We start from the raw sequence: 20,293 nt of genomic DNA, 5'->3' as shown, positions 1-20,293 counted from the left end.
CCACTGATTTTATGATTGTCCTCGGCTTATGTTCACCTGCGAAATGTTCCTCGGATAGTTCGGACTAAGTTCCGGTATCGAGCCGCGCATATTTCAGTTCGACTGCCGACGGCGCGTTCGTCGATGCCAGAAGTTCCATGACCTGGTCGTTGGTCGGAAGCGCCTCGCGCCCGCCCCGCCCCGTTATTGAAAGGGCCGCCGCCGCGGCCGCGAATGCGACCCGGCCTGCGGTGTCGGCCCCGCGCGCCAATGCAAGGGCATAGGCGCCATGAAAGCAGTCACCGGCGCCGGTCGAGTCGACGACGGCAACCCGGTGCGGAGGCAGGTGCCAGAGCCCTGTCTCGTCGCGTCCGCGATAGAAGACGCCCCTGCCACCATCCGTCAGAACCACGGCGGACCGCGACGGCAACCACAATGCATCGAGTATCTCGGCCGGTGACCGGCGGCCCGTGGCCGTCCGCGCAAAGCCGAGCGGAAGAATAAGATGGTCGCAGAGCCCGATCAGTCTCTCGGTGGCTGGGCCGCGGCTCCATTCGACATCGCCGAGGATCGCAAGGCCGAGATCGCGAGCCCGAGCCACGACATCCAGCGACCCGATCCCGTAACTATCGACGATCAGGACGGTCGCGCGGCTGAGGACCTCGTCCGGAAAGTCCGGCGCGGTGCCCAGCATCGCTTCGTCGTCATACGCGATGAACCGCTCGCCATCCGAACCGACGGTGATCCGCGAGCGCACCGGACGCGCGTGCGGGTGGCGCGGCGCGAACGCGGTTTCAACGCCGCTCGCAACGAGATCGCACAACACGGCGTCGTCGGCGGCACTGCCCAGCCATCCGACGAAGCCGGCGGTTCCGCCGAGCCGCGCGACGGCGGCAAGTGCCGTCGCGACATTTCCCCCGAAAGCTCGGGCACTTTGCAGAACCTTCCCCTTGCCCGCCGACAACGGCTGATCGACATAGACGATGTCGTCGATCGCAATAGCTCCGAAGCCGAGGATCGAAGGGACGGTGGGCATCGTTCAGGCACCCGCCTTCGCCAAGGCGTCTTGCGCCGAAAGGCCGTCGTGGATGACGCCCCGAAAGGCAATCGCTGACTTTTCCGGATCGCCATGCCCCCAGAGATTGCGGCCCACCACGGCACCGCGCGCGCCGGCACGGATGGCGTCCGCCGTCTGCTGAAGGGCGCCGAGCAGCGTGTCGGTCTTCGGACCACCGGCGATCACAACCGGCACCGGGCAGGTCCGGACGGTCTCTCGAAACGATTCGAAATCGCCCGTGTAACCGATCTTGATCACGTCGACGCCGGACTCGTAGCCGATACGTGCCGCATAGGCGATCTCGGCGGGGGTGAAGACGATTTTTGCCCCGTCGGTGAAATCGCGAGGGTAGATATGCGCCACCACCGGCATGCCGTAACGGGCCGCCGCATTCACCGAATCGGTCAGCCAGCGTATGTATTTGCCCTCGGTTGCGCCGCGCACCGGAATGGCCACGGCCAACGCGTCGGCGCCAGCGCGCACCGCATCCTCGGGCGTTGCGATCAGTTCACTGATGCGATCGTCTGGGGTGAAGCAGCCGGCCTGGATCACCAGGGAAGCCTTGCCCGCATATTGCGGCCACAGATGGCGCGCGGTGCCAGGCTGGATGCTGACGTAGTCGGGTTTGCCTACCATGACGCGTGCAAGCGCGCCCGGCAGATCGGCAAGACCTCCTTTGCGCACGTCGCCATAGCCGACAAAGTGGTCGACCGCGCCGCCAAAAAGATTCCCCGATGGATGTGAGAAGAGGCGCGCCAGGCGCACCTTGGTTCCGAGGCTCATGAGTCCAAAACTCTCCAATCGATTGATTTCAAAATCCTGGACCCAGTGTTTGCGAAAGAAAGGACAAATGCAATCTTTCGAAAGCTTTCGAATTCGCGTATTTTTGGTAGAGTGAACCGAGGCCAGGGCGATCGCTTGGCGCATGGAGGCAAGGACAGGGCAATGTTGTCAGAGCAGAGACGCCAATCGATCCTGGGTGAAGTGCAACGCAGCGGACAGGTTCGCATCAAGGACCTGTCAGACGATTTTGGCGTGTCGGAAGTCACGGTGCGCTCCGACCTCGAGATACTGGACCGCAAGGGACTGCTGACCAAGACCCGTGGAGGCGCAGTGACCCGGACCACGGATTCGACCACGGCCGCGTTCGCCCGGCGGATGCAAACGAACCTCGATGCAAAGAAACGCATCGCCCGGGCAGCGATAGAACTGTTCGAGGACAACCAATCGGTCATCTTCGACGGCGGCTCGACATTGATGCAGGTTGCCATGCTGTTACCGCCGCTCAGCAATGTCGTGGTCGCGGCCACGGCGATGAATATCGTGCAGCATCTGATGCATCGGCCCGGGCTCGACGTTCACATGATCGGTGGCCGGGTCTATCCAGACACGGTGAGCACGCTGATTACCGATGCCGACACCGCTCTCGGCGGCTTGGTAGCGCATCAGGTCCTTGTTGGAGCGCATGCGATTGACTCGTCACTGGATGTGGTCGACGTGAACGAAGACATGGCGCGAACGAAGCGAAACCTCGTGCGCATGGCCCGGCGCGTTGTCCTCCTTGCGGATTCGAGCAAATGGGGCGTCAGCGGGACCTCCAAGGCCTTTTCGCTGTCGAGCGTCGATGTTGTGATCACCGACGATGGCCTGTCCGGCCCGATACGCAGCCAGCTTGATAGGACCGGGGCCAAGGTGATCTATGCCTGACCCCGTCGCCGTCCCTGGCCGTGACGGAAATATCCAACGCGCTCATACCCCACGGGATTCGCATCGGCGGTCGGCCGTTTTTTCATGTCTGTCATTTTCTCCTCCTAGGGCCGGCAGCCTCCCGAAATATCGCGCCAGCGTTTTCGCATGTTGTATAAAAATTTTACGCGCGTCAATATTTAAAATGTTGTATAGCCCCGTCGAAGGCGATCCGTTGCCGGCTGGGCGGATCCAGCAGACCCATCACCGCATTGGGAGGTACGATCTAGAATGCACGGAAAATCAAAGACGAAATTCGGGATCGGCGTCATCGGATGCGGCAATATCTCGATGACCTATCTGCGCAATACCGCGCTCTTCGGCGGGATCGAATTGCGTGCCTGCGCCGATATCTCGGCCGAGATGGCGGCTGTGCGGGCGAAAGAATACGGCATCCAGGCACTCGGCGTCGATGCGCTGCTGGCCGACCCCGAGATCGATCTCGTCCTCAACCTGACCATTCCGGCGGCGCATTTCGACATTTCGTTTGCCGCACTTTCGGCCGGCAAGCACGTGTTCACCGAAAAGCCGCTTGCCACCTCGGCCGCCGATGGACAGCGCCTGGTCAACGAGGCGAAGTCACGCGGCCTGCTGCTCGGCTCGGCGCCCGACACCTTCCTTGGTGCCGCCGGACGCCGGGCACGCCGGCTGATGGACGAGGGCGCCATCGGCCGTCCGGTAACCGGCACCGCCTTCATGATGGGCCGCGGCATGGAGCACTGGCATCCCAACCCGCAATTCTACTACCAGCCCGGCGGCGGTCCGGTGTTCGACATGGGCCCCTACTATCTGACCATGCTGGTCAATCTGCTCGGTCCGGTCGAGCGCGTCATGGCGATGGCAACACGCGGCCAGGAAGAACGGCTGATATCAGCCGACGGGCCGTTCAAGAACACCACATTCAAGGTCGGCACGCCGACCAACGTTTTGTCGCTGCTCGAATTCCGCTCCGGTGCGACCGTCACCTTCGGCGCCTCGTGGGATGTCTTTCGCCACTCCAACCACCCGATCGAGCTGCACGGCACGGAAGGCTCGCTGCGCCTGCCCGACCCCGACACGTTCGGCGGCACCGTATCGCTGTCGGAACGCGGCACTGAGTGGAAGGATTTCGCAAGCGAAGGCGAACTCTATGGCGCCCGCAACTGGCCCTATGCCGCGCCCGACCGCGCCAACTACCGCATGCTCGGCGTCGCCGATCTGCTGCGTTCGCTTCAAACCGGCAGCACACCGCGCGCTTCCGGCAATCTGGCGCTGCATGTGCTTGAGATCATGGAGGCGATCCTGCGTTCCGGCGAAACACAGGGCTCAGTCGCCATCGCGGGCGATGTCGTCCAGCCGGCCCTGCTGACCGAGGAAGAGGCGAGCAGCCTGCTGGCCTGAGGATATGACGATGACACTCGACCCGGATGCGCTGCGCGTCCTCGAAATCAGCCGCGCAGCCGGCGGCGAACCGTTCGAGACCGGCAGCGTGGCGGCAGCGCGCGCCCCCAACAATGCGTCGTTCCCGACGCTGCAGGGCGAGCGCGAGCCGGTCGCTGCGACCCTGGAACAGCAGATCGACGGGCCGAACGGGCCTGTTGCGCTCCGCGTCCATCGCGGCATCGGTGCGCCGCAAAGCGGGGCGCCGGCCCTGCTCTATCTGCATGGCGGCGGCTGGGTCATCGGCAATCTCGATTCGCACGACGAGATTTGCCGATGGCTGGCCAATCTCGCCGGCGCCGTCATTGCCTGTCCCGATTATCGCCTGGCACCGGAACACAGATTTCCCGCAGGATTGGAGGATGGCCTGGCAACGCTGCGCTTCATGGCGCAGAACGCCGCCGCTCTCGGCATCGACCGGGCCCGCATAGGCGTTGCCGGCGACAGCGCCGGCGGCAATCTCGCCGCCGTGCTGGCGCTGCTTTCCCGCCATGAGCTGGCGCCACCCATTACGGCGCAGATCCTGATCTATCCCAACACCGACGCACGGCAGACGTCTGACAGCTACCGGCGTTTCGGCGACGGCTTCGGGCTCACCGCAACCACCATGGCATGGTTCCGCGACCACTATGTGCGAACGCCCGACGACATGCTGGACAGGCGCATCTCGCCCTTGCTGGCGCCTGATCTCGCCGGTGTCGCGCCGGCTTTCGTGGCGCTTGCCGGCTGCGACATCCTCGCCGACGAAGGGACGGCCTATGCGGCGCGCCTGCAAGCCGCGGGCGTGCCCGTGATTCTGCGGCAATGGCCGGGCCAGACCCATGGCTTCGTCTCGATGGGACGCCATATCCCCGCCGCCCGGCAAGCGGTAGCCGAGGCGGTGGCTGCCTGGCGCCACTTCGAGAAGGGTTTGCTGACGCCGGACGCTTAGGCCGACTGACGCATCACCAGGGTGGCACCGAGCTTGACCGTGCGTGCCAGGCTTTGCTTCGGCGGATCGGCCTCATCCAGCAAGGCCAGCAGGATCTCGACACTACGGCCGGCCATGGCGGTGAAATCCTGCGCCATGGTGGTCAGCGCCGGACAAGTGTAGCGGCTCAGTGGATGATCGTCATGCGCGGCAACGCGCAGATCGCAGTCGGGCTTGCGACCGATCTTCAGGCCACGCGAGTACGCGGCCGCCATCACGCCAAAGGCGAGACGGTCATTGGCGCACAGGATGGTGCGGCCGGGCAAGGTGCCGGCCTCCAGCATTCTTTCCATCTGCTCGTAGCCGACGCGTTCGAAGTCCCAGGTGTAATCGCGCGCCGCCTCGATGACGACCGGCTTGAACCCGGCAGTTTCCATCGCGACGATGTAGCTTTCCTGGCGTTCGCCGGAGTTGTGGTTGACATGCGGAATGTCGAGATAGGCCGGGGGCTCACCCGACCGGCAGAGATAATCGACGATGGTCGACACGCTCTGCCGGTTGTCGTTGCCGACGAACGGCGTATCGCCCTCGATATAGGTGTCGAAATAGACGATCGGAATGTCTTGCCCGAGCTTGTCGAAAACGCTGCGGTCGGAAGCCAGGCCGAGCGGGGCGATGATCGCGCCGGCGACCTTCAGCGACAGCAGCGTCCTGACCGACTCCGCCTCCAGCTTCGGCAAACCGTGCGAGGAGATGACGATCGGCCAGTAGCCTTCGTCGCGGCAGCGAAATTCGATGCGACTGACCATCTCGGCGTAGAACGGATCGGTGATCGTCGGCACGACGATGCCGATGTTGCGGGTGCGCTTGCGGTTGAGGTTGCGCGCGAAAAGGTTCGGCTGATAGTCCGAGGAGCGCAGGGCAGCTTCGATGCGCGCCCGTGTCGCCGGCTTCACGCTCGCTGGATCGTCGAAAAATTTGGACAGCGTCGGCCGAGACACGCCACATGCCTGGGCGAAGTCATCCATCGTGCGGTGCGTCTTCTCCGCCATCGATATTCCTGATCCCTTACCGTCATTGCCGAGCGGATGAGCCGTCACCAGTCATGCGGCCGTTGACCGGACGCAGCAATGCTTGACCGAACTTATTCTGTCAAATTTTTACAGTTCCCAATACAGCGCAAAAATATTACGTGCGTCAAATTATTTATTGGCGCCCTTAAATCGGCTGACGCACCGATGCAAACGCGCGGCGCGTTTGCCGCCCGACTATCGACCACGGCCCTGCTTGCCAAATGTCGCCACGCCGCCCATACACGGCTTGGGCAATCGCCCAGCCGAGGTCCACTTCTCCTTCGATTTTTTGCCAGGGATACTATCCAATGTCCGCGACGCCGTGGTCAAAGCCATGACGGATCGCTCCACGCCATCGCTCACCAGCCTGGGCTGGACGGATTTCTTCGGCGACCAGCTCGAGCCCGATGAAGCCCATCTCGTCCCGACGCGTATCGCCACGGTCCATCGCGACCGGCTGACCGGCCTGTCCCAGGCAGGGCCAGTCGATCTGACGCTGCCGGCGCAGGCGAACACCGGTGATTATGCCGTCGGCGACTGGGTGCTCGTCGACGCGCATGACAGGCTCGTGCAACGTCGCCTGACCCGCAGGACGGTGCTGGAACGGCGCACCCAGGGCGGCAGGGTGCCGCAGCTTGCCGCAGCCAATGTCGACACGCTGTTCATCGTCACCTCGTGCAATGCCGACTTCAATCCCGCCCGGCTCGAGCGCTATCTGGCGCTGGCCAACGAGGCCGGGACGACGCCGGTGATCCTGCTGACCAAGGCAGACACGGCTGAGGACGCCGAGGCGTACCAGAAGCAGGCTGCAGCACTTCAGCGTGGACTGGCCGTCGTGACGCTGAACCCGCGCACCGCAGATGCCGCGACCGCGCTGGTCGCCTGGTGCGGTGCTGGCCAGACGGTAGCGTTGATCGGCTCCTCGGGCGTCGGCAAATCGACGCTGGTCAACACGCTGGCCGGACCGGCGCAGCAATCGCCGCAACAGACCGGAGGCATTCGCGAACACGATGCCAAGGGACGCCACACCACCACATCGCGATCGCTGCACGCCATCGCCGGTGGCGGTTGGGTGATCGACACGCCAGGAATGCGGACGTTGCACGTCAGTGATGTCGCCTCCGGCATCGACACGCTGTTTGCCGAAATCACCGAACTCGCCCCGCTCTGCAAGTTCCGCGACTGCACGCATGTGCATGAGCCGGGCTGCGCGGTGCAGGCTGCCTTGAAGGCCGAGACGCTCGATCCGGAGCGCCTTGCCCGCTGGCGCAAACTGTCCGACGAAAACCAGCACAACACGCCGGTTCAGGGGGGGCCGCGCGGGGCCAAGTCTCCCGGCGGTCGCGGAAAGAGGCGTTGAGCGGCGAGGACTGAGGATTCAGAGCCGCGCTGTACCGAAGACCCGATCCCAAAGTGCCGACGTAACACCGAAATTGGCCGATTCGTCGATGTGATGATGCACGGCGTGGCGGCGCTTGAGCGTGTAGAGATAGCTCGGATGGGTGGTATGCCAGTGATGGATCATGTGGTGGATGCTGATGTACCAGAGGTATCCCAGCATCAGCCCGCAGCTTACACCGCTCGCGGTTGCGAAACCTGAAACCATCCAGACGGGCACAAATGCAACCAGCGCATGCACCCCGAGGCTGAGCCAGGTCGGCGTGCCCACCGAACTGCGCTCCTCGACATGGTGACGATCATGCAGGTCCTTGATGTAGGGAATGTGATGAAGGATGAACCTGTGCAGCACGTACTCGGTCAGCGTCCAAAGGAAGAGACAGACGAGGACAGTGCCTATCCAGCCTGGCGCACCCTCTTCGCCGGCCTCAAGCAGCCCGGCCACTGCCAGCACGGCGATCACCAGCGGATAGATCACGAAGTCGCTATAGTAGCCAATAAGACCCAGTTGCATCGTCACCTAGCCTTCGAGCCGCCAAATAAGCGATGGTATCAGATTGCCGGACTCGCGGATGAGGTGCAATGCAGACGCAGCTGACATAGCGTCGCAATGCCGTGGAGCAAGGTTCGCACCAACGATTCAGGCACAGTCGATAGGCTGCCGCCTTCGAAACCAACGTCGCAAACGGACGCATCACAATGGCAAAACGCAGTGCTGGGTTGCTGATCTATCGCCGCGGCGACGGCGGTCTCAGAGTGTTGCTGGTTCACCCGGGCGGGCCGTTCTGGGCGAAGAAGGACGACGGTGCGTGGTCGATACCGAAGGGCCTCGTCGGCGAGAACGAAGATGAGTTGGCGGCGGCTCAACGCGAGACCGAGGAAGAGCTCGGCGTCAAGGTCGATGGGTCCTTCACGCGTCTCGGCGATTACAGGCAACCGGGCGGGAAGATCGTCATCGCCTGGTCTGTCGAGGCGACCGTTGACATCGATGTCGCCGCCATCACGAGCAACATTTTTACCATGGAATGGCCGCCAAGGTCGGGATCCCTGAAGGAGTTCCCGGAGATCGACAGAGCGGGCTGGTTCACCTTGGCCGAGGCCGAGGTGAAAATCCTCAAGGGGCAGCGCCCGATGCTATTGGATTTTGCCAGGCAGCAAGGCGCCGGATGATCCGCAGGCCTCAGTACGGCAGGCCGACATAATTTTCGGCAAGTGCGGTCGATGCGGCACGCGATTGCACGAGGTAGTCGAGCTCGGCCTCCTGGATGCGCTGGCCGAAGTCGCCGGTGTCGGGAAAGCGGTGCAGCATCGTCGTCATCCACCAGGAGAAGCGCACTGCCTTCCAGACCCGTGCCAGCGCCTTGCCTGAATAAGCGTCGATGCCGGCGTGCGATTTCTCGACATAGAAGTCGCGCAAACCGGCGAAGAGATAGCGTACGTCGCTGGCGGCAAGGTTGAGGCCCTTGGCGCCGGTCGGCGGCACGATGTGGGCGGCGTCACCGACCAGGAAAAGCCTGCCGAAGCGCATTGGCTCGGCAACGAAAGAGCGCAGCGGCGCGATCGACTTCTCGAAGGATGGGCCGGTGACGACATTTGCCGCCGTCTGCTCGGGCAAGCGGCGGCGCAACTCGTCCCAAAAACGGTCGTCGGACCACGCCTCGACGCGATCGTCTTGCGGACATTGCACATAGTAGCGGCTGCGGTGCGTCGAGCGCATCGAGCACAGCGCAAAACCCCTTTCATGATTGGCGTAGACCAGTTCGTGATCGGCAGGCGGCACTTCGGCCAGCACGCCGAGCCAACCGAACGGATAGTGCCGTTCGAAGGTTTTCAGCGCATCCGCGGGTACAGATTTGCGGCTGACGCCGTGATAGCCGTCGCAGCCGGCAATGAAGTCGCAGTCGATGCGATGCGTGGCGCCGTCCCGGTCATAGGTGACGAAGGGCGCTGCGCCATCGAAATCGTGCGGCGTGACGTTTGCCGCCTCGTAGATCGTGGTCAGTCCTGCCGCGTCGCGCTTGTCCATCAGGTCGTGCGTCACCTCGGTCTGACCATAGACGGTGACATGCTTGCCGCCTGTCAGCGTCTCGAGGTCGATGCGGTGCAGGCGTCCGTCGAAGGCCAGCGAGATGCCGGAATGCGGCAGCCCCTCGGCGTGCAGCCGTGCCGCAGCACCCGCTTGCTCCAGCAATTCGACCGTGCCTTGTTCGAGCACCCCTGCCCGCACCCGGCCAAGCACATGCTCGCGGCTCGCGCGTTCCAGAGTGACCGTCTCGACGCCGATACCGGCCAGCAGCTGGCCGAGCAGCAGGCCGGACGGTCCCGAACCAATGATAACGACCTGGCTGCGCATCAGTGGCCGAGACTCTCGACCTGTGCGGCCAGTTCGGCGGCAAGGCGCAGCGAAGCGGCGGTTGCGACGGCCATCTGCGGCAGCAACAGCCATTCCAGCGTCCATGCCGCGCCCGAGCGCTCCTGTTCATGCACAAGCGCCTGATGCATGCCGGAAAGCTGCGTGGCGTTGAAGCGGGCAAGCGCCACCAGCGCTTCGGCCTTCACGGGGTTCTGCTTGTGCGGCATGGCCGACGAGCCGCCACCACCGGAAAGCTCGATCTCGGTTCCGCCTTGCGCCATCAGCGCAATGTCCTGGCCGAACTTGCCGAGGCTGCCGGTCACCAGCGACATCAGGCCGGCAAAGTCGGCGAGCGTGTCGCGCTGGCTATGCCATTGCGGTGCGTCGCCAAGGCCGAGTTTTGCGGCAAGGGCCGAGCGCACTGCCGGCCCCTTGTCATCAAGCTTTTCCAGCGTGCCGGCTGCACCGCCGAACTGCATCACCAGCAGGCGTCTCGATTGCTCCGAAAGCCTCTGCTGATGCCGTTGCAGCGGCGCCCGCCACGCCTTTACACGGTCCGCCACTTCGATCGGAATCGCCGGTTGCATGCGCGTTATACCGGTCAGCTCCCTGCCGCCAAAACGCTCTTCGAGCGAAGCGAGGCGCATGACGGTTTCGGTCAGCAGCAGATCGAGATGCTCGACGACGGATTTCAGCCGAAGCATCAGGCCGGTGTCGATGACATCCTGGCTGGTCGCGCCGAAATGCACTTTCTCGCCATGCGGTTCGCCGACCGCCGCTCTGATCTGGCGCACCAGTTCCGGCACAATGACGCCGTCCCTGGCGATAGCGGCCCGCAGCAAGGCAGTGTCGGGCGGGAACGTGGCCAGCGCTGCCACGATCGCTGCGGCATCATCCTTGGTGATGAACCCGGTTTCGGCCTCCGCTTCCGCCAGCGCACGTTCGAAAGCCAGCATCGCATCGATTTCCGCTTCGACGGAAAAGTACCGGCTCGCTACCTCGTCACCGAGAAGAGCGGAGAGCAGTGGATGATCGAAGGGCGATACGGTCATGGCGCGAGTCTCCTAGCTGTCGAAGAAGACCGTTTCCTTCTCCCCCTGGAGATGGACATCGAAGATGTAGGTATCGCCCTTGCGCTCGGCGATCAGCGTCGGCACGCGGATGCGGTGCTCGATGCGTGCCAGGATCGCATCCCCGGCATTGGCCTTTTCCTCATCGGAAAAATACAGCCGTGTGTGCAGGCCGAGATTGATGCCACGGGCGACGATCCAGAGTGTGATGTGCGGCGCCATCAGGCTACCATCGCTGAACGGCACCCGGCCCGGCTTGATCGTCTCAAACGTGCACAGGCCGGTGTCCATGTCGGTCGGGCAACGGCCCCAGCCGAAGAAATTCGGATCGGCAGCACCGCGCAGCTCGGCCGGTGAATTGTAGAGCCCGTCCGCATCGGCTTGCCAGATCTCGATCAGCGCGTCCTTGAGCGGCGTGCCGGTGCCGTCGAGCACCCGGATGCGCAGGCCGATGCGTTCGCCCTTGGTCTTGTCGTTGACCATGGTGGCGCCGAGATCGGTCGGGTAGACGCCGCCGATGCCGCAGAAATTGGGAGTCAGTCCGATGTGGACGTAAGGTCCCGCGGTCTGCGAGGGGCTTTCCCTAAGCCGGTCGAGCGACTGGGCCATCAATTGCCCTCCAGCCTGTTTTCGAACAGCGACGAGCGGCGCCCGCGCAACACGATGTCGAACTTGTAGGCGCGCGCGTCGAACGGGATCGTCGCCTGCATGTCGAGCGCGGCAATCAGCGTCTCGACGGCTGCCTTGTCGGGGATGCCGCGCGCGATCGGGCACTGCCAGATCAGCGGGTCGCCCTCGAAATACATCTGCGTGATCAGCCGCTGGGCAAAGCCATGGCCGAACACCGAGAAATGAATGTGCGAGGGGCGCCAGTCGTTCGGCCCGTTCGGCCAGGGATAGGGACCGGGCTTGACGGTACGAAAGGCATAGCCGCCATCCTCGCCCGATATGGCGCGGCCGCATCCGCCGAAATTCGGATCGAGCGGCGCCAGATAGCCGTCCTTCTTATGGCGATAGCGGCCGCCGGCATTAGCCTGCCAGAATTCGAGCAGCGCGCCGGGCACGCCAACGCCGCGTTCGTCGAGCACCCGCCCATAGACGATGATGCGCTCGCCGAGCGCACTTTCGCCGGGCCCGGCGAAATTGTGGATCAAATCGGCATCGAGTTCGCCCAGCATAGCGTGGCCGAAGACAGGGCCTGCTATTTCCGACAGTGTGTTGTCGAAAGCGAGCGGCGCCTTCTGCGGCGAGCGCAGCACTGAGGTCTTGTAGTTCGGCGTCAACGCGGGCGGATGCCAGGTCCGGTCACGCTGGAAGAAGGCGCCGGTCTCGGGCCTCCGGTTCGAGCCGGACTCAGCGGGCATTCTTGGCTCCGTCCATTTCCGAAAACACGTCCTTGGCGATCTTGAAGGCACGGTTAGCGGCCGGCACCCCGGCATAAATGGCGACATGCAAGAACGCCTCGCAAATATCGTCGCGCGAAGCACCGGTGTTGGCGGTGGCGCGCACATGCATGGCGACCTCCTCATCATGGCCGAGTGCGGCCAGCAGCGCCAGCGTGACGATCGAACGTTCGCGCTTGGTGAAACCCGGCCGCGCCCACACGGTACCCCAGGCGGCCTCGGTGATCAGTTCCTGGAAAGGCTGGTCGAAATCGGTGGCGGCGACCTCGGCCCGGTCGACATGCCGGTCGCCGAGCACGGAGCGTCGCACCGCGAGGCCGGTGCGATATCTGGCTTCGTTGCCGGGGACTTCATCCATGGGTTTCGGCTCCAGGGGCAAGCGATGCGATAAAATCGCGGATCAGGGCGACCAGCGCTTCAGGCTGTTCGACGCAAGGGATGTGGCCGGCGTCGCGGATGATTTCGAAGCGCGCGCCCGGGATCAGCTCGGCCAGGGAGCGGACAAGATCGGGAGGCGTCGAGCCATCCTGATCGCCGGCGACGCAGAGCGTCGGCACCGCGATGTGGCGTGCAGCATCGGTGAAATCCGCATCGCGAACCGCCACGCACGTCCCGATGTAGCCCGCAAGCGCTTGCCTGGTCATCATGTTCCAATAACCGTCCAGCTCGGCCAGACGCGCCGCGTGGAAGGCGGGGGTGAACCACACTTTGAGCACGCCATCCGCAACGGCCTGGATGCCCTTGCTTTCAACCGTCGCGATGCGTGTGTTCCAGCTGTCTGTCGTGCCGATCTTGTGGGCCGTGTCGCAAAGGATCAGGCCTTCGACCATTTCTGGGCGCCGGCGATAGAAGCCTTGTGCGATCAGGCCGCCGACCGACAGGCCGCACAGCACGACCTTGCTCAACCCGAAATGATCGATGAGCGCCGAGAGATCGTCGACATGATCGTCGATCGATCTGATGTCGCCGATATCGGACAGCCCATGGCCGCGTTTGTCATAGACCAGCAGCGGCATTTCACCATCGAGCGCCGTGACAATTTCGTCCCAGATCCGGAAGTCGGTGCCCAGCGAATTGATGAATATGATCGGGCGCGCATTGCCGGCCGCCTTGATGTGGCGATGGTGCAGCGTGATGCCGCCGATGGTGACGAATGGCACGATTTCGATCCTCCATCCCCACATTGCACAAGGCGTTTGGTTCGGTAAAATGATATTTTGTGCCATTTCATTAACTCAGGGGTTATCAAATCCATGTCCGTAGGCCGCATCCGGTTCCGCCACCTGCAGGCCTTCCTTGAAGTTGCGCGGCAGGGGAGCATGGCGCGGGCGGCCGATTTCCTGCATGTCAGCCCGCCGGCGGTGACCAAGACATTGCGCGAACTGGAAGAGGCGCTGGGTGTGGCGGTGGTCGAGCGCGACGGCCGCGGCATCAGGCTGACGCGCATCGGCGAAATCTTCCTTCGCCATGCCGGCACGGCGATCACGGCGCTGAAGCAAGGCGTCGATTCCGTCCGCCAGGACGGGGCGGTCAACCGGCACCCGATCCGTATCGGCGCGTTGCCGACAGTTTCGGCGCGGGTCATGCCGCTCGCTATGAGCCTGTTCCTCAGGGAGGGTACTGGTGCGGCGATCAAGATCGTCACCGGCGAGAACGCGGTGCTGCTCGAACAGTTGCGCACCGGCGCGCTCGATCTCGTCGTCGGACGGCTGGCGGCGCCGGAGAACATGACCGGTTTCTTCTTCGAGCACCTCTATTCTGAACCAGTGCTGTTCGTGGTGCGGGCGGGACATCCGCTGCTCAACCCGGGACAGGATGTGTTCGCACGGCTCGACGAATTCCCGATGCTGATGCCAACACGGGAATCGGTCATCCGTCCCTTCGTCGACCGCCTGTTCATCACCAACGGCATGACCGCGCCGGCAACCGAGATCGAAACCGTCTCGGACTCCTTCGGCCGCGCTTTCCTGCGGCAGAGCAATGCCGTCTGGATCATTTCGGCCGGCGTCGTTGCCAACGAACTCAGCAGCGGCGCCTTCGTCGCCTTGCCGGTCAACACCGACGAAACCAAGGGGCCAGTCGGCCTGACGATGCGCACCGACACGGCGCCCTCGCCGGCCTTCTCCATCCTGCTGCAGACCATCCGCGAAGCGGCACGACAAGGCAGCTGACGCCTGAGACCGTCCGAACTGAAAGCGGCCTCGATTGCGGAATTTCCTAACCCATGGGTTAATGAAACACCGCAAAATATCATTTTACCGAACCAAACCGCTGGTGCACTGTGACGATGGAGGACCACAAAGGGAGGAACAAGATGACGCACGCACTCGGCAGCAGATCCATTATTCCAGGCGTTTCGCGGCGCCAGTTCATCGCCGCCTCGATCGCCGGCGGTGCAGCGCTCACGCTTGGCGGCCGCAGCGCCTTTGCCCAGGCAGGCGACACGCTCAAGGTCGGCTTTGTCAGCCCGCGCACCGGACCGCTGGCCGGCTTCGGCCAGACCGACGGCTACGTGCTCGACCTGGCCCGCAAGGCTTTGGCCGGCGGCCTCGATATCGGCGGCAAGAAATACAGCGTCGAGATCCTCGATCAGGACACACAATCCGATCCGTCACGCGCCGGCCAGTTGGCCAAGGACCTGATCAATAACCAGGCCATCGACCTGATGCTGGCGGTATCGACGCCAGAGGTGATCAATCCGGTCGCCGATGCCTGCGAGGCCGCCGGCGTGCCGTGCCTGTCAACGGTCATGCCGTGGGAAGCCTGGTATTTCGGCCGCGGCGCCAAGCCCGATGTGCCCTCGCCGTTCAAATGGACCTATCATTTCGGCTTCGGCGTCGGCGAGTTCTTCAAGGCCTATATCTCGCAATGGAACCTGATCGAGACCAACAAGAAGGTCGGCGTCATGTATCCGAACGATGCCGACGGCAATGCCATCCGCGCCCATCTGGCACCGCTGCTGGCCAAGCAAGGTTTTACCATTGTCGATCCCGGCGCCTATGAGACCGGCACCACCGACTATTCCTCGCAGATCGCGCTATTCAAGCAGGAAGGCGTCGAGATCTTCAACTCATTCCCGATCCCGCCGGATTTCGCCGCGTTCTGGCGCCAGGCGGCGCAGCAGGGACTGATCAAGCAGATCAAGATCTGCCAGGTCGCCAAGACCGGACTGTTTCCGTCCGACATCGAGGCGCTCGGCGATCTCGGCGTGAAGATTTCGAGCGCCGCTTATTGGCACAAGGCCTTCCCCTACAAGTCGCCGCTGACCGGCGTTTCGGGCATCGAGCTGGCTGACGGCTACGAGGCGGCGAGCGGCAAGCAGTGGACGCAGCAGCTCGGCGCCTCCATGTCGCTGCTCGACGCCGGCTTCGAAGCGCTGAAGGCAAGCACCGACGCCAAGGACAAGGCGGCGGTGGCCAAGGCGTTGAGCACGCTCAAGACAGAGACAATGGTCGGCAAGGTCGACTTCACCAGCGGCCCCGTAGCCAATGTCTCGCCCGGCCCGATCATCGGCACGCAATGGGTCGCCGCCAAGGAAGGAGCCAAGTTCCCGCTCGATTATGTCGTGACCGAAAACGCCACGGACCCGAACGTGCCCGTCGAAGCCAAGCTTCTGCCTTACAACGGCTGATGGACCGCTGACGAGGATCACCTGGTGACCCATCCGCAACAACAGGCGATCCTCGCTGCCGCCGGTATCCACAAACGCTTCGGCGCGCTTGTGGTGCTGGATGCGGTCAACTTCAGCATGGATGCCGACGAGGCGGTCGGCATCGTCGGCCCGAACGGCGCCGGTAAGACCACGCTGCTCAGCGTGCTCGCCGGCGCCTTTCCGCCAAGTTCGGGCACGGTCAGCTTCAAGGGCGGCGATGTGACGCCACTGACGGCAACGCAGCGCTGCCGGCTCGGCCTGGTGCGCACGCATCAGGTGCCCAAACCGTTCAGCGGCATGACTACCTTCGAAAATGTCTTCGTCGCCGCCTCGCATGGCGCAGGCCTTAGCCGCGACGAGGCCTATGAGGAAGCGCTCGGTTCGCTGAAACTGTGCGGCATGCTTGGCGTTGCCAACCGGCGCGCCGAAACGCTCGGGCTGCTCGACCGCAAGCGGCTGGAACTGGCGCGCGCGCTGGCGGCCAGACCGACGCTGCTGCTGCTGGACGAGATCGGCGGCGGACTGACCGATGGCGAAGCGGGCGAGCTTGTCGACACGATCAAGGAATTGCGCCGGCGCAAGATCGGTATCGTCTGGATCGAGCACATCGTGCATATTCTCCTGCAGGTGGCAGAGCGGCTGATCTGCATGGACGCTGGCAAGATCATCGCCGATGGCGATCCGCAAACGGTGATAGCCGACCCCGAGGTCGTGCGCGCCTATCTCGGCGGAGGCCCGAAATGAGCCTGCTTGCGGTCGAGGACCTGGTTGTCCGGCACGGCCTGTTGCAGGCGGTGCGTGGTGTGAGTTTCACGATCGAACGCGGCGAAACGCTGGCACTGGTCGGCGCCAACGGCGCGGGCAAGACGACGCTGCTGAGGGCAATCGCCGGCGCGCACCAGCCGGCAGCCGGCCGCGTGCTGCTCGGCGGTGCCGATCTCACCAACGTGCCATCGCACAAGCGTGTCGGCATGGGCATCGCGCTGGTGCCTGAGGGGCGAAAACTGTTCGTGCAGATGACGGTCGAGGAAAACCTTCTGCTCGGCAAGACCGCCGGCCGGCCAGGTGACTGGAGCGTCGACAAGGTGCTTGAGATGTTCCCCAATCTGAAGCCACGCCGCCATGCCAAGACGGGCCACCTCTCTGGCGGCGAACAGCAGGCGACGGCGATCGGCCGGGCGCTGATGAGCAATCCGGACGTGCTATTGCTCGACGAGGTTTCACTTGGCCTGTCGCCGCTGATCGTCGACCGCGTCTATGCAGCACTTCAAGGTCTGATTGCCTCAGGCACCACGATCATCCTCGTCGAACAGGACCTCAACCGCGCGCTCGCGGTCTCCGACCGGGTCATCTGCATGCTCGAAGGGCGTGTCGCGCTCGAAGGGGCGAGCAAGGCGGTTTCGCGCGAGGAGGTGACGAAAGCCTATTTCGGCCTGCACCGGAAAAGCCCCGGGAGCGTTCCCGTATGAGCAACCAGATCATCCAGGGCATTCTTCTGGGCGGCTATTATGCGCTGATCGCCTGCGGACTGTCGTTCATGTTTTCAGTGATGCGCATCATCAACCTCGCCCATGGCAGCCTTGCCGTGTTCGCCGCCTTTGCGCTGTGGTGGCTCGCCTCGCGGTACCATGTCTCGCCATTTCTGGGCCTGATCATCGTGCTGCCGCTGATGGCGGCGATCGGCTGGGCGCTGCAGCGCTTCCTGCTCGAACGCAGTGCGCGCGGCGGTGCGCTGCTGCCCATCCTGACGACGTTTGGCCTCGCCATCGTCATCGACAATCTGCTGTTCGAGCAGTTTGGTGCCGACACCCGTTCGCTGGCGCCCTATATCGGCAGCCTGTCCTACGATTCCTGGGAATGGCCAGGCAGCATCTATGTCGGCAAGCTCGCCGTGATCATGTTTGCTACCGCCGTGATCCTGCTGGGCGGGCTGCAATTGTTTCTCACCCGCACAAGGCTTGGCCGCTCGATTCGCGCTACTTCGGAGGACCCCGATACGGCCGGCCTGGTCGGTGTCGATGCACGCCGGGCCAATGCGATCGCCTCGTCCATCGCCATGGTCACGGTCGGCCTTGCTGGCGCGTTCTTCGGCATGCGCGCCACCTTTGATCCCTATGCCGGCACGCCGCAACTGCTGTTCGCCTTCGAGGCGGCGGTGATCGGCGGCGCCGGTTCGTTGTGGGGGACGCTGATCGGCGGCATCGTGCTGGCGCTTGCCCAGACGCTCGGTGCGCAGGCGCATCCGCAAGGGTTTCTGATCGGCGGCCACGCAGTCTTCCTCGTCGTGCTGTTCGTGCGGCTTTCAACGTCAGGCCTCGGCCTGCGCGGCCTGCTGCGCTTTCCCATGAGGAAGCCAACATGAGCGCCGTCTCGGCCTCGCCGGTCATCGAGCGCGGCACGGCGACGTCGCGGATCGCCGCGATTGCGGTCGCCGTCATCATCGCGCTGCTAGCGATTGCACCACAGTTCCTGTCGAACGGCGCTGTCGACCGCATGACCGCGCTGTTCGTCTATGTGATCCTGGCGGCGATGTGGAATGCGCTGGCCGGCTTCGGTGGGCTGGTCTCGGTCGGCCAACAGGTGTTCTTCGGGCTCGGCGCCTATTTCGCCATCCGGCTGGCCGATGCCGGCCTCAACCCGTTCCTCGCGCTCTTCGCCTCTGGAACCATCGTTGGCGCGGTCTCCTGGCCGCTCTCGCTGTTCATGCTGCGGCTGAGGAACGGTGAGTTCGCCATCGGCATGTGGGTGATCGCGGCGTTGACGCATCTCCTGGTCAATCTCGACCGGCTGGTGCAAGGCGAAACCGGCACATCGCTGATCTCGCTCAATTTCTACGACGCCGGCACCAGACGCGTGACGATCTACTGGCTGGCGCTGGCCTCGATGACCGCCCTGCTCGCCATCCTGTTTGGCCTGCTGCGCGGCAGCACGGGTGCGGCGATCCGCGCGATCCGCGACAATGAGGATGCCGCCGCCTCGGTAGGCGTGCGTGTCACCGGCACCAAGCGGCTGCTGTTCGTGCTTGCCGCCTTCGGCATCGGCATTGCCGGCGCGCTGTGGCTGGCGACCTCGATCACCTTCCAGCCGAAGACCTACTTCAACGTGCAGTGGACCGCCTACATGATCTTCATGGTGCTGGTCGGCGGCATCGGCACGTTCGAGGGGGCCATTCTGGGGGCGCTGGTGTTCTTCCTCATCGAGACATGGTTCGGCGGCACCGGCGTCTGGTATCTGGTCGGGCTTGGCGCCACCGCGGTGCTGTTCTCGCTTTTCCTGCCGCACGGCCTGTGGGGGACGATCGAGGAGCGTTTTGGGCTTCTCCTGCTGCCGGTCGGTTACCGCGTAAGGCTTCCGGCGAACATCGCCGACGGCGGTACCGCGCCTTCGCCACAGCAAGCCGCAATACATCAGGAGAAGGCATGACCATGCTTTTCGGCAAGACGATCCTCATCACCGGTGTTGCCTCCGGCATTGGAGCGCGCACGGCGGAACTCGCCGGCCAGCTCGGCGCCGACGTGATCGGCGTCGATGTGCGTGAGCCGACCGCTCCGGTCGGCAGCTTCGTCAGGGCCGACATTTCGTCGAAAGCCGGCGTCGATGATCTCGTCGCGCGTCTGCCGCAGCGCATCGATGCGCTCTGTAATGTCGCCGGCCTCTCCGGCAACACCGGTGCGGCATCGACGCTGGCCGTCAATTTTTTCGGGCTGCGGGCTCTGTCGGAAGGCATCGCGCCAAGGCTTCGCGAGGGCGGCGCCATCGTCAACGTCGCCTCCATCGCCGGCTATGGCTGGCGCGCCAATCTCAATCGCGCCGCGTCCATGGTAGGCATCGAGGGTTTCCCGGATGTCGCCAAGGTGGTCGAAGACCATGCTGTCAAGAACGAGGAAGGCTATCCCGTCTCCAAGGAACTGCTCTTGCTGTGGACTTTCCGCGCCGCGCATCAGGATCTGTTCAAACGCCGTGGCATCCGCGTCAATGCGGTGAGCCCGGGGCCTGTCGAAACGCCGATCCTGAAGCAGTTCCGCAGCGTGCTCGGCGACGCCCGTGTCGACAGCGACATTGCAAGGGTCGGGCGCGCCGGCACATCGGGCGATATCGCCCCGGTTGTGCTGTTCCTGTGCTCGGACGGCGCGCGCTGGGTCAACGGCGCCAACGTGCCGGTCGATGGCGGCCTCGAAGCATCGATCAATGCCGAAGTGCTCGGCTTCTAAACCTCAATCAGCAGCTCCAATC

Annotated in this window: 22 protein-coding genes; 12 read left to right on the top strand and 10 right to left on the bottom strand. The window is 63.8% G+C overall.

Translation table 11 applies throughout. The features are described 5' to 3' along the window. Positions 1-64: 64 nt before the first annotated feature. Both NKJ06_RS06445 and NKJ06_RS06440 read right to left on the bottom strand, forming a co-directional pair. Positions 65-1,015, bottom strand: coding sequence for a PfkB family carbohydrate kinase (locus tag NKJ06_RS06445; RefSeq protein WP_352631409.1), 951 nt, complete (start codon positions 1,013-1,015; stop codon positions 65-67). A gap of 3 nt (positions 1,016-1,018) precedes the next feature. Then, positions 1,019-1,819 carry a beta/alpha barrel domain-containing protein gene (locus NKJ06_RS06440; protein WP_352631407.1) on the bottom strand — a complete coding sequence of 267 codons (801 nt, stop codon included), beginning with the start codon at positions 1,817-1,819 and terminating at the stop codon, positions 1,019-1,021. A gap of 162 nt (positions 1,820-1,981) precedes the next feature. Between NKJ06_RS06440 and NKJ06_RS06435 the strand changes: the two genes are divergently transcribed. From NKJ06_RS06435 to NKJ06_RS06425, 3 genes are all read left to right on the top strand, one after another. Continuing rightward, positions 1,982-2,743: a DeoR/GlpR family DNA-binding transcription regulator gene (locus NKJ06_RS06435; protein WP_352631405.1), complete on the top strand. Its 762-nt coding sequence runs from the start codon at positions 1,982-1,984 to the stop codon at positions 2,741-2,743. A gap of 270 nt (positions 2,744-3,013) precedes the next feature. Further along, entirely contained in the window at positions 3,014-4,162 is a 1,149-nt protein-coding gene (locus tag NKJ06_RS06430; RefSeq protein WP_352631403.1) for a Gfo/Idh/MocA family protein, read from the top strand. Between the two features lie 10 nt (positions 4,163-4,172). Further along, positions 4,173-5,132 (top strand): alpha/beta hydrolase, encoded by a 960-nt coding sequence (locus NKJ06_RS06425; protein ID WP_352809395.1) that lies wholly within the window; start codon positions 4,173-4,175, stop codon positions 5,130-5,132. Here the strand turns inward: NKJ06_RS06425 and NKJ06_RS06420 are convergent. Further along, positions 5,129-6,163, bottom strand: coding sequence for a LacI family DNA-binding transcriptional regulator (locus NKJ06_RS06420; protein ID WP_352631399.1), 1,035 nt, complete (start codon positions 6,161-6,163; stop codon positions 5,129-5,131). The genes NKJ06_RS06425 and NKJ06_RS06420 overlap by 4 nt on opposite strands. 355 nt (positions 6,164-6,518) lie before the next feature. Here NKJ06_RS06420 and rsgA point away from each other — a divergent pair, with 355 nt between their 5' ends. Beyond that, positions 6,519-7,544: a ribosome small subunit-dependent GTPase A gene (gene rsgA / locus NKJ06_RS06415; RefSeq protein ID WP_352631397.1), complete on the top strand. Its 1,026-nt coding sequence runs from the start codon at positions 6,519-6,521 to the stop codon at positions 7,542-7,544. 18 nt (positions 7,545-7,562) lie between these two features. Here rsgA and NKJ06_RS06410 read toward each other — a convergent pair whose 3' ends face one another. Next, on the bottom strand, positions 7,563-8,096 hold the full coding sequence (locus NKJ06_RS06410; protein WP_352631527.1) for a sterol desaturase family protein: 534 nt from the start codon (positions 8,094-8,096) through the stop codon (positions 7,563-7,565). Positions 8,097-8,281: 185 nt separating this feature from the next. Between NKJ06_RS06410 and NKJ06_RS06405 the strand changes: the two genes are divergently transcribed. After that, a complete protein-coding gene (locus NKJ06_RS06405) occupies positions 8,282-8,752 on the top strand; it encodes an NUDIX hydrolase (RefSeq protein ID WP_352631395.1) in 471 nt (156 codons plus the stop codon). Positions 8,753-8,762: 10 nt separating this feature from the next. Here the strand turns inward: NKJ06_RS06405 and pobA are convergent, their stop codons facing one another. The 6 genes from pobA to pcaD are packed head-to-tail and all read right to left on the bottom strand — an operon-like array spanning position 8,763 to position 13,568. Next, positions 8,763-9,935 (bottom strand): 4-hydroxybenzoate 3-monooxygenase, encoded by a 1,173-nt coding sequence (gene pobA / locus NKJ06_RS06400; protein WP_352631393.1) that lies wholly within the window; start codon positions 9,933-9,935, stop codon positions 8,763-8,765. Further along, positions 9,935-10,987 (bottom strand): 3-carboxy-cis,cis-muconate cycloisomerase, encoded by a 1,053-nt coding sequence (locus tag NKJ06_RS06395; RefSeq protein WP_352631391.1) that lies wholly within the window; start codon positions 10,985-10,987, stop codon positions 9,935-9,937. The genes pobA and NKJ06_RS06395 overlap by 1 nt, the downstream gene beginning before the upstream one ends. 12 nt (positions 10,988-10,999) lie before the next feature. Next, a complete protein-coding gene (gene pcaG / locus NKJ06_RS06390) occupies positions 11,000-11,614 on the bottom strand; it encodes a protocatechuate 3,4-dioxygenase subunit alpha (RefSeq protein ID WP_352631389.1) in 615 nt (204 codons plus the stop codon). Then, positions 11,614-12,369: a protocatechuate 3,4-dioxygenase subunit beta gene (pcaH, locus tag NKJ06_RS06385; RefSeq protein ID WP_352631385.1), complete on the bottom strand. Its 756-nt coding sequence runs from the start codon at positions 12,367-12,369 to the stop codon at positions 11,614-11,616. The genes pcaG and pcaH overlap by 1 nt, the downstream gene beginning before the upstream one ends. Next, on the bottom strand, positions 12,359-12,766 hold the full coding sequence (gene pcaC / locus NKJ06_RS06380) for a 4-carboxymuconolactone decarboxylase (protein WP_352631383.1): 408 nt from the start codon (positions 12,764-12,766) through the stop codon (positions 12,359-12,361). The genes pcaH and pcaC overlap by 11 nt, the downstream gene beginning before the upstream one ends. Further along, positions 12,759-13,568: a 3-oxoadipate enol-lactonase gene (gene pcaD, locus NKJ06_RS06375; RefSeq protein ID WP_352631381.1), complete on the bottom strand. Its 810-nt coding sequence runs from the start codon at positions 13,566-13,568 to the stop codon at positions 12,759-12,761. Before pcaD ends, pcaC begins: the two co-directional genes overlap by 8 nt. 93 nt (positions 13,569-13,661) lie before the next feature. Here pcaD and pcaQ point away from each other — a divergent pair, with 93 nt between their 5' ends. The 7 genes from pcaQ (at position 13,662) to NKJ06_RS06340 (ending at position 20,271) form a co-directional block, all read left to right on the top strand. Then, positions 13,662-14,579 (top strand): pca operon transcription factor PcaQ, encoded by a 918-nt coding sequence (gene pcaQ / locus NKJ06_RS06370; RefSeq protein WP_352631379.1) that lies wholly within the window; start codon positions 13,662-13,664, stop codon positions 14,577-14,579. A gap of 143 nt (positions 14,580-14,722) precedes the next feature. Further along, positions 14,723-16,039, top strand: coding sequence for an ABC transporter substrate-binding protein (locus NKJ06_RS06365; protein WP_352631377.1), 1,317 nt, complete (start codon positions 14,723-14,725; stop codon positions 16,037-16,039). 21 nt (positions 16,040-16,060) lie between these two features. Next, entirely contained in the window at positions 16,061-16,804 is a 744-nt protein-coding gene (locus tag NKJ06_RS06360) for an ABC transporter ATP-binding protein (RefSeq protein WP_352631525.1), read from the top strand. Next, positions 16,801-17,529, top strand: a complete 729-nt coding sequence (locus tag NKJ06_RS06355) for an ABC transporter ATP-binding protein (protein ID WP_352631375.1) — start codon at positions 16,801-16,803, stop codon at positions 17,527-17,529. The genes NKJ06_RS06360 and NKJ06_RS06355 overlap by 4 nt, the downstream gene beginning before the upstream one ends. Then, positions 17,526-18,422, top strand: a complete 897-nt coding sequence (locus tag NKJ06_RS06350; protein WP_352631373.1) for a branched-chain amino acid ABC transporter permease — start codon at positions 17,526-17,528, stop codon at positions 18,420-18,422. The genes NKJ06_RS06355 and NKJ06_RS06350 overlap by 4 nt, the downstream gene beginning before the upstream one ends. Then, a complete protein-coding gene (locus NKJ06_RS06345) occupies positions 18,419-19,483 on the top strand; it encodes a branched-chain amino acid ABC transporter permease (RefSeq protein ID WP_352631371.1) in 1,065 nt (354 codons plus the stop codon). Before NKJ06_RS06350 ends, NKJ06_RS06345 begins: the two co-directional genes overlap by 4 nt. A gap of 2 nt (positions 19,484-19,485) precedes the next feature. Continuing rightward, complete coding sequence (locus tag NKJ06_RS06340; RefSeq protein WP_352631524.1) at positions 19,486-20,271, top strand: coniferyl-alcohol dehydrogenase; 786 nt, start codon at positions 19,486-19,488, stop codon at positions 20,269-20,271. Positions 20,272-20,293: the final 22 nt, after the last annotated feature.

Source organism: Mesorhizobium sp. M0293 (assembly GCF_040321735.1).
GTDB lineage: Bacteria > Pseudomonadota > Alphaproteobacteria > Rhizobiales > Rhizobiaceae > Mesorhizobium.
This window is presented reverse-complemented; position numbering and strand designations above follow the sequence as displayed.